Raw genomic sequence first — 9261 nt, 5'->3', positions numbered from 1 at the left:
CAACCCGGTTGGCGATGGGCGAAGTGGCCGAGGCCATTCGCGCTGCCACCGCGCGGTTTGTGCTGCGCATGCCAGCGTTGCAGCAATTGTGTTTCAGCGACGGCCGGGTATTCGTGGATGACCAATGCCTGGCCTGGCTCAAGGGATCCCAAGGGCAATCCGATCAGGGTGCAGGCGCTCAGGAGTTTGCAAGCTTGCGTGAAGAGTTGACCGGCCAACTGGAAGTCGGTGGCGTCGAACCGGTTCTGCTCAGGCTGCAAGGGATGCAGGCCGATCTGCGAACGCCTCGGGAGCGCTGCCATACCACGGTGATCGCTGCTGACTTGCTGGCTGCGCGGGGGGTGTCCTGGCTGGCGCAGGACCTGTGCGCGAGCGTTGCCCGGACGATGCAGCACACCACTGCCAGCGCCTGGGAGCCGGAGGTTTTTCAGCGGCTTCAGCAATATGCCGCCCCCCAGTTGCTGGTTGAACGGAGCAAGGAGCAGGAATCTTGATGAAGCAATTATGGAAGCAACTCAAACGCAGGGGCTTGCCGCTGGTGACGCGCATTGGCCTGGCGATGCCGCTGCTGCTCGTGCTGGCTGCTGTGCTGATGCTCGTTGCCATCTGGTGGCTCGGTCCGCAATGGACGTGGCGCGAGCAGCGACCGTTGGCCAGCATTGCCCATCGAGGGCTGGCAAGCCTGGTGCTTGTGCTGATACCCCTGGTGTGCTGGCTCGTGGTGTTGCGCAGGCGTTTTCGCCATCTGCAGGCAGAGCGCAATCAGGCAGCAGCCGTCGAACTGGATCAAACGTTGCCGTTCGTTCAAGCGCAAGAGAAGGCATTGGACCAAGGGCTTTCGCGATTTCTACACAATGCCGGTGGGCGACGAGCGTTGTACCGACTGCCCTGGTATCTGGTAGTGGGCGACCAGCATGCAGGCAAGACCAACTTCCTCGACCGTACCGAACAAAGTTTCTCTCTGACTCGCATCGACAAGGCACGGGCGCGTGGCCGACCAGTGCAAGCACTGACCTATCCGATCGGTTGGTGGATCAGCAACGATGCGGTGATCATCGATCCGCCAGGCGCTTTTATCAGCCAGGGGGCTGGGGTCGCTTCGCCTGCCGAGGAAGCAGACGCAGTGCCAGTACCTCCCACCACTTCGGCCAGATTGTGGCAGCACCTACTGGACTGGCTGCTGCGCAACCGAAGCCAGAGACCCCTCAACGGTGTGCTGCTGGTTGTCGATCTGCCTGCACTGTTGCACGGCACACCTGAGCAACGTGTCGCGCTGGCGCATGTCTTGCGCGCGCGGCTGTACGAGGTGAGCAGCCAACTGGGCTCACGCCTGCCGCTGTATGTGGTACTGAGCAAGTTCGATCTACTGGATGGTTTCGATCAGCTTTACGCCGGGCTTCCCGCTGCGGCGCGGGAAAAGATGCTGGGCTTCACCTTCAAGCTGGATGCAATTGGAACGTTCGACGCCTGGCTGGACGAGTATGGCGATCACTACGATCGGTTGACCAGCCAGTTGTTTGAGCAGGTGCTGGACCGACTCGATACATTGGGCGATGCATCACTGCGGGCGCGTCTCTTCTCATTGCATGCCCAGCTGGTTGGGCTGCGCCCGATACTACTGAGATTCCTGCAAGAAGCACTGGCAAGTGACCGTTTCACCACGCCTGCGCTGGTGCGTGGTGTGTACTGGTCTTCGGTAGTGCAGCAAGGCGACATGCTCAATGCATTCGTTCGCGAGGCTGCCCAGCCCTACAAGACAAAACTTCCGCTGCGCGAGGGTAAGGTCCAAGGCAAGGCTCTGGTCTACTTCATCCAGCATGCCTTCAGGCGCGTCATCTATCAGGAAGCCGGGCTTGCCGGGGACAACATCAGAGTGGCGCGTAGCAAGCGGCAGTTGCTCTGGGTTGGCACGGGTGTGGGCGCACTGGCTTTTCTTGTCGCCATCGCCAGTTGGCAACGCTACTTCGATATCAATGGTGCCAAGGCCGCCAACGTGCTCGCCAAAAGTCGGGAGTACAGTCATCACGAAGTGGACCAGCGACTGGACCCGACCGGGCGCAACCTGCTGGAGCCGCTGGATCAGATCCGCGACGCGGTGTCGGTATTTGGCGACTACCGTGGCGCATGGCCGGGTGTGGCTGATTTAGGTTTGTATCAGGGGCGTGCCATCGGTCCGCGTGTCGATGAGGCTTACCTTAGTTTGCTCTCGAAACGCTTCCTGCCGGCCTTGGCCAGTGGGGTAGTCGATGCCATGGATGCGGCCCCGCCAGGTAGTGAACAGCAGATGGCTGCCCTGCGGATATACCGGATGCTGGAGGATCGCCAGAACCGCCGATCCGAATGGGTCGAGGAGTGGATGGCTCGCCAGTGGCAGCAAAAATTTCCTGGCCAGGGCCAACTGCAACGCGACCTCATGCGGCATCTGAAGTACGCGATGGCGTATGCCGATACCGAACTGCCGCAATACAACCAGCGAATCGCCGAGGTGCAGCAGATTTTACGCAAGGCGCCGCTGCCAGAGCGGGTCTATGCGAGCCTCAAGCAGCAGGCGGGGGAGCAGTTGCCTACAGGCCTGGACCTGCGTCAACAGGTCGGGCCGACCTTCGACGTGGTGTATCAGTCGCCTGTCGGTGTCAGGCATGGTGAAAGTGTGTTGGTAGCACCCATGCTTACGGCCAAGGGCTTCAGAGAATACTTCGAACCGCGTAGCCAGCGGTTCGCCGAAATGGCCATGGTCGACGAGTGGGCACTGGGCGAGCGCGGCCAGCTCGACTACTCGGATGCAGACCGAGAGGCGCTGGGTGAGCGGCTGCGCAATTTGTACAGCGCCGATTTCATCGACAGTTGGCGGCGTGCCTTGAATGCTTTCTCGGTGGCCGACTTCCGCGATCTGGATCATGGGGTTGAGGTGCTTCAGCAGTTCACCGGCCCAGCCGCACCGCTGCATCGGCTATTGGATACGGTGAGGGTCAATACTTCGCTGTCATCTGCTGTGGACGCAGATGCAGTTGCGCAGGCTGAGGCGTTGCGACCGACAACCCGCAAGTCCGAGCAACAACAGGCGTGGGCTATTCAGCGTGCCTTTGCCGGGCTGAGCGCGATGTTGCAGGCAACGGGTGAAAAGCCCAGCTATTACGATGAAACCCTTGCTGCCATTGCCGCTGTTCATGATTACGCCAAGGCAGTGCAGGACAGTCCGGACAGAGGCAAAGCAGCACTCCAGGCAGTACTTCAGCGCTTCTCGATGACAGGGCCCGATCCGATCGGCACCTTGCAACGCGTAGCCACCGGCTTGCCAGAGCCAATCAACCACCAGGTTAGAAAAGTGGCCGATCAAACGGCACAAGTGCTCAACATCGAAGCCCTGCGCGAACTAGAGCGGCGCTGGGATGCCGAGGTGTACAGCTTCTTCCAGCAGCGCCTGGCTGGGCGTTACCCCTTCGTGGTGCGGGCACCCGATGCTTCGCTGGACGACTTTGAAGCCTTCTTCGGGCCGAAGGGACGGCTGAAGCAGTTCAACGATCAGTACCTGCGTGTTTTCCTGAAGGACAATCTCGAAGCCCTGCAGGCTGGCCAGCAAGGGCGGTCGTTGATTCGCAGCGATGTGATCGAACAGTTGGAGCGAGCAGATCGCATCCGCGAAACCTTCTTCGATCAGCGCGGCAACCTGAGCGTACAGTTCAGCATCGAGCCGCTGGGGCTCAGCGCTAACCAGCGTACCAGCCTGCTGGACCTCGATGGCCAGCTGATTTCCTACACCCATGGTCCGCGCCAGATCACCGGTATCGTCTGGCCTAATACTCTGGGGCAGCACGTGCGTAGCAACCTGACCTTGCTCAGGCAGAACGGCAACAGTAGCAGCTTGGAATACCGCGGGCCTTGGTCGATGTTCCGCTTGCTCAGCCGTGGCTCGCTCAATGGACGCACAGCGACCAGCGTGGACTTGAGCTTCCGGACCGGTGACGGCGTGATGCGCTATCGACTCAACGCGGAGAAGGCCTTCAACCCTATAACGCAAGAGCCTTTCAAAGGTTTCCAGTTGCCACGAGGATTGTTGCAGCAGTCGCCCAAGCTGGAGCCAACTAAGCAGGCCCGGCTATAAGCGACGCCAGCTGGAGCGATGCTGCTCGAACGTCTGGGCAACCGCAGCACGCTGACCGTACCACTGATGGCGGTGCTGGTGTGCTGGCGCGTGGCCCACGGTGTGAGTGGTGCGATTCTGTGCCTGTACGTGCTGTTCCACCTGGCCAATCATCTGACCGGGCTGGTCGGGCCCGAGCTGCACGCTCAGGTCATGGACCTTGGCCGTACCCTTTACCGGGCGGGCTTCATTGAACCGCTGCTGGTACTGGCATTCGTCTTCCAGGTGGTCAGCGGCCTGCATCTGGCCTGGCGTTGGAGCGCGCGCGTGCTGCTCGATCCCTGGAACATGCGCCTGGTGCCGCACTACGCCCTGGGTGTGTTCCTGGTACTGCTGCACCTGCTGCTTGGGCTGCGCATGGTGATGCAGGCGCACGGTTTACAGGCTCGGGCAGTGCGTCTGATCTGGCGCAGTGGCGTGATCGCCTGCGCGGCCATTGCGCTGGCGATCATTGCCGGGATGTGCGGGGTGCGGCTGTAGCGCCGGGGGCGGCGTTCAGTTCCCCTGCGAGTCCCGTCCCCTGACATGAGTAAGCTGGTTCGAAGCCTCCGGCAAGCCTGTCACCTTGATCGAGCGCGCGCCGACGGCAAACTTGGCGCCGACCTTGGAGAAGCGTTCGAGCAACTGGAAGTTGATCGCCTGCTGGATGTCCATGTACAGGTTGTAGCCCGGGTCGAGCACGATGTAGACCGCTTCGAACTCCAACGCCTCCTTGCCGAAGCCGCGCAGGTGGGCGCGGTCGAAGCGCACCTGGCCCTGGGCCTTGATCGACTCCTCGACGATCGCCGGGGCCTTTTTCACCGCCTCGGTGGGCGTGTCGTACGACAGGCCGAACTCGAAGACGATGCGCCGTTCCTGCAGGCGCTTGTAGTTCTGGATGGTGCTGCTGATCATACCGGCGTTGGCCATGACGATCTGCTCGCCGCCGAGGCTGCGGATGCGCGTGGTCTTCAGGCCGATGTTCTCCACGGTGCCAGCGAGCGAGCCGATGACGATGAAGTCGCCGACCTCGAACGGTTTGTCGACGGCAATCGACAGCGAGGCGAACAGGTCGCCCAGCACATTCTGCACCGCCAGCGCCACGGCGATGCCGCCAACGCCAAGGCTGGCGACGAAGGCGGTGATGTTCACGCCCAGGTTCGACAGCATCGCCAGCAGCACCACCGACCACAACAGCACCCGCGCGCCCCAGCCCGACAGGGTCGCCAACGCGCTGCCGCGGTAGGCATTGCCGGTGTCGTGGCGGGCGAAGTAGCGGGTCAGGCCGAGGGCGATGGCGCGGTTGGCCCACAGGCCGATCTGCAACGCAGCGACCACGAACCACAGGCTGCCGACCCGGTCCAGCCAGCGTTCCGGCAGGTCCAGCACGCCAAGGCCGACCAGCAGCGAGGCGAGCATCAGCAGGAAGTTGCTGGTGCCTTCGAGTACCTGGGTGATGAGCCTGCTGAGCTGCCCGTCATGGCTGGACCACTGGCGGGCACGGCGCTTGAGGAAACTCAGCGCCCAGCGCGTCACCAGGAAGGTGATCACCGTCACCGTCAGTGCCAGCAGCAGGTTGAGGATGGAGATGCCGAATACCGTGGTGGTGGTCAGCAACTGCAGAAATCGTTCGTCCATCGGGTCCCCCTCCGAGGTGTTGTTGATTGCAGGGTGTGCCGTGGGCACAACCTGTTTAGAAGGGGGAGGTGGGTGAGGGTTTAATTGGATTTGCACAGCGGCACAATTCTGCGCTTTGTCCTGTAGGCCCGCGCAGCTGTCGCGAGGCCTAGGCTCTGTATGAGAAGCCTTGATACTCGGTGATGCTGCGTTGAAAACAGCCTGGTGCGCCAGCCCGGTCGAATGCTCATTTACAACCCGTAAAGTCGAGCGCGACTCCGACCGTTCCTCGGCTGTTTTCGCCTTGCCTGACATTCGTCCCAAGACTTTTCATACAGAGCCTAATGCTTTCGTTCCCACACGCCTCTGCTGGGGATACGGATAACCCCAGTAGGTCCAAATAGCGACTGCGCAAGGCTGCCATGAGGGCTGCTGCTTTCCATGTAATCCGGTTTTTCACAGCCATCATGGCCTGAACGCGACTGACAGTTTTGTCAGTTTTGCTGCTCGTCATTGAGCATTAGAGTGAGGGCATGTTCTGGTTTATCACCGATATGGAATTCGCAAGGAAGGATTATGGAGCGGCATGAGTGGGCGGCGTTGAACCAAGGCACCCCCCAAGTGACGGTGCGCAGCAGTGGCGGGTTCATGGGCCGGGTGTTGCGCCTGCTCCGCCAACCGAACTACCAGCACCGCGATAGCCCTGTTCGTTTGCTACTGTCTCGCTCCGAGTCGAGCCCCGCTGAGCGAACCATACGTCTGTTTGGAAGTCGTCCTCTCAAAGACACTGAAGATCGAATCATTGCTGATGCGTGTACAGTCAGCGCCTTGTGCGGCAAGCCCTTGCTGACGCACACCGTAGACGCCGATGCCGCTTTGACGTTGACCGACGTGGAGGCGCGTCCGCTTTGGAAATACAACGCACAGGGCACTACAAATCGTACGCTGTACGAGGCCGCTGCTGTTGGCGGACGCAAGCTCGCGCTGGTCGAACAACCTAGCGCAAGTGCCGCACGCATCCGCGAAGCATTCGTTTATGCCTCAGTCGATCAAACTCAGCGTCAGCGTAATCTGGTGGGCAGTATCACGACCCGGTGTGACAATGCCGGTGTCCAGCAGACGTATTCGATGGCACTGACAGGTCACGTGCTCGACACACGACAACGGCTGTTACATCGCCAGGCGTCTTTGCCAGACTGGTCAGGAGCTAGCGCAGACGACCTTGAGACCGAGGTTCTGACGGTTACCGCGATTCATGACGCAGTGGGACTTCAATTAGCGCAGACCAATGCGGCGGGTGTAACGACTCTGACTATCTACGACATCGCTGGGGCGGTAAGCCATACGAGTCTGCGCCATGGTGATAGAGCGCTGCGAGTGCTGGCCAGCGTTCGACGTCGTGCCGATGGCACGACGCTGTCTCAAACGATGGGCAATGGCGTTGTCGACACCTACAGTTATGATCCGAGGACGCACTACCTGGATCGGCATACTACCGCGCGCGCCCAAGACCATTCTCTAGGCGCGCAGGTCATCGTCGATCTGCTCTATACCTACGACCCAGTGGGCAATATTGTTCAAATCGATGATCAGAGCTGCGCAGCTACGTGGTTTCGCAACGAACGCATTAGCGGTCTGCGCGAGTACCGTTATGACACGTTGTATAGGTTACTGTCGGCAACAGGACGGGAGCGCCGTGCAGTCAACCGCGGCCCGACGCAAGTCAGTGCTGGGAGTGTGGTATGGCGCAGGTATACGGAGGCTTACAGGTATGACGACGGTGACAACCTGACCCACATTAATCATGACGCCGGTTTCGGTGCGCGTACCCGGCACCTTGTAGTGTCTGCACGTTGCAACCGAGCATTGCCGCAGGATCATTGTCTGACGCCGGATACGGGATTCTTCTCGGGCGGCCTGCAAAAAAAAATGGCCGATGGACGTACGCTGAGCTGGCAGGCCGACAACCAGTTGGCGCAGGTGGACCTGGTTGTTCGGACGAATGCACACGAAACTGACAACGAACGCTATCACTATGCCGATGGCGGAACACGCACACGCAAGGTTCACAGCGTGGCCATTGCGCACGGGAGGCGCTTTACGGTGACCACCTATGCCGGAGGTTGTGAGCGGCGCCAGAGGTTTCATGACAATCAAATTGTTCCGCAGGTTGATATTCACATCTCCGACTTGATGCAGGCGCGCTGGGTCGAGGACCGCCTGACACGAGACAGCTTCCTGCGCTATTCATTCACCGATCATCTGGGTAGTTGCGGGGGAGAAACGGATGCTGAAGGCAACGTCGTCTCACGCGAGGAATATGCACCATACGGCGGAACGGTCGCGCTCGATGAAGCGGCAATCGAAGTTTCTCGCTTGATTCAACGCACTCAGCGCCATGCTGGCAAGGAACTCGATGCTTCAGGACTCTATTACTACGGCTGGCGTTATTATCAGGCGCTGTTTGGTCGTTGGTTGAGTGCCGATCCAGGCGGGTTGAGTGACGGTCTCAATCTGTTTTGTATGTCAGGTAACTCACCGGTCAGGTATTTCGACAAGTATGGTCGAAATAAGATCGACTCGGTTGAACTTTCTAAACCTTTTGAATATTTCGCTCAGGAGCGTTCAGGCTACCCGGCATCAGAAACGATGCTTGAGAAAGTGCGCAGTCAGGTTCAGCAGGGGGCGGAGAGGACTCGCGAGCTCAGGCACAGGGTTTTTTCTGATGGATATACAGTAAGGTCTGTGTACCTGGACACAAAAGATAAGGATTTTGAATTTACCAATAAGTACAAGCCTCATATGTGGATGATGGTGCGTAACTACCGTGCGCCTGGCTCGAAGAGCTTCGCCTCTGATGTGGTTCTTAAACAATATTCGCTGGTTGCGTCTAAAAATGGGTTCTTTGGACAATTGCCTGAGGTGATACTTCGTTACAATGTTTTAAATAAAGAAGCGCGTGAAGCCATGACCTTGAGAGACGAAGAAAAATGCCTGTCTGTGTCCGAGCAACGGACGTTGCTTACCCGACGTTTTCTGGAAAGCCCAGGGAATGGGAAATCCACGCAGCGCATACTGGAGGCGTTCGGGATGGAGGCCACAGGCGTCGAGAGAGTGGATAAATCCGATCAAAGCCCGGGCTCGCGGGAGACCGTTATGATCGCTGTTTACGTAAAACCCAAGGGTCTTCAGGTTCAGCCCACGCTCGGACATGATGTTACCGCTCTAGCGCATCGAGCGATGGAGCAGACGCCGCTTCGGCACAGTCAGAATATAAGCGGGTCTGGCATGAAGGCCTCGGGTGTACGCTTTTCGCAGAAACATCTGCGTCGTCATTCGATCTAGGCTCTGTATGAAACGTCTTGAGACGAATGTCAGGCAGGCGAAAACAGCCGAGGAACGGTCGGAGTCGCGCTCGACTTTACGGGTTGTAAATGAGCATTCCGACCGGGCTGGCGCACCAGGCTGTTTTCAACGCAGCATCACCGAGTATCAAGGTTTTTCATACAGAGCCTAGTAGATCG

5 protein-coding genes are annotated in these 9261 nt (G+C 59.3%); 4 read left to right on the top strand and 1 reads right to left on the bottom strand.

What is annotated here, in order from left to right:
- From ACPZMI_RS00385 to ACPZMI_RS00375, 3 genes are all read left to right on the top strand, one after another.
- Positions 1–494 (top strand): type VI secretion system domain-containing protein (locus tag ACPZMI_RS00385; RefSeq protein ID WP_426351442.1); only part of this gene is annotated, 494 nt, incomplete at its 5' end.
- Positions 494–4102, top strand: a complete 3609-nt coding sequence (gene tssM / locus ACPZMI_RS00380; RefSeq protein WP_426351441.1) for a type VI secretion system membrane subunit TssM — start codon at positions 494–496, stop codon at positions 4100–4102. The genes ACPZMI_RS00385 and tssM, both read left to right, overlap by 1 nt.
- Before the next feature lie 18 nt (positions 4103–4120).
- Positions 4121–4621 carry a hypothetical protein gene (locus ACPZMI_RS00375; protein WP_426351440.1) on the top strand — a complete coding sequence of 167 codons (501 nt, stop codon included), beginning with the start codon at positions 4121–4123 and terminating at the stop codon, positions 4619–4621.
- 15 nt (positions 4622–4636) lie between these two features.
- Here the strand turns inward: ACPZMI_RS00375 and ACPZMI_RS00370 are convergent, their stop codons facing one another.
- The gene (locus ACPZMI_RS00370; RefSeq protein WP_186669698.1) at positions 4637–5758 is read right to left on the bottom strand and encodes a mechanosensitive ion channel family protein; all 1122 of its coding nucleotides are present in this window, start codon (positions 5756–5758) and stop codon (positions 4637–4639) included.
- Between the two features lie 555 nt (positions 5759–6313).
- Here ACPZMI_RS00370 and ACPZMI_RS00365 point away from each other — a divergent pair.
- On the top strand, positions 6314–9082 hold the full coding sequence (locus ACPZMI_RS00365; protein ID WP_426351439.1) for an RHS repeat domain-containing protein: 2769 nt from the start codon (positions 6314–6316) through the stop codon (positions 9080–9082).
- Positions 9083–9261: the final 179 nt, after the last annotated feature.

This window comes from Pseudomonas wayambapalatensis, assembly GCF_049942315.1.
Lineage (GTDB): Bacteria > Pseudomonadota > Gammaproteobacteria > Pseudomonadales > Pseudomonadaceae > Aquipseudomonas > Aquipseudomonas wayambapalatensis.
This window is presented reverse-complemented; position numbering and strand designations above follow the sequence as displayed.

Bases quoted from the DNA above. Each gene is read 5' to 3' on its own strand.
- tssM (WP_426351441.1), top strand. From the start codon at position 494: ATGAAGCAATTATGGAAGCAACTCAAACGCAGGGGCTTGCCGCTGGTG.
- ACPZMI_RS00375 (WP_426351440.1), top strand. From the start codon at position 4,121: ATGCTGCTCGAACGTCTGGGCAACCGCAGCACGCTGACCGTACCACTG.
- ACPZMI_RS00370 (WP_186669698.1), bottom strand. From the start codon at position 5,758: ATGGACGAACGATTTCTGCAGTTGCTGACCACCACCACGGTATTCGGC.
- ACPZMI_RS00365 (WP_426351439.1), top strand. From the start codon at position 6,314: ATGGAGCGGCATGAGTGGGCGGCGTTGAACCAAGGCACCCCCCAAGTG.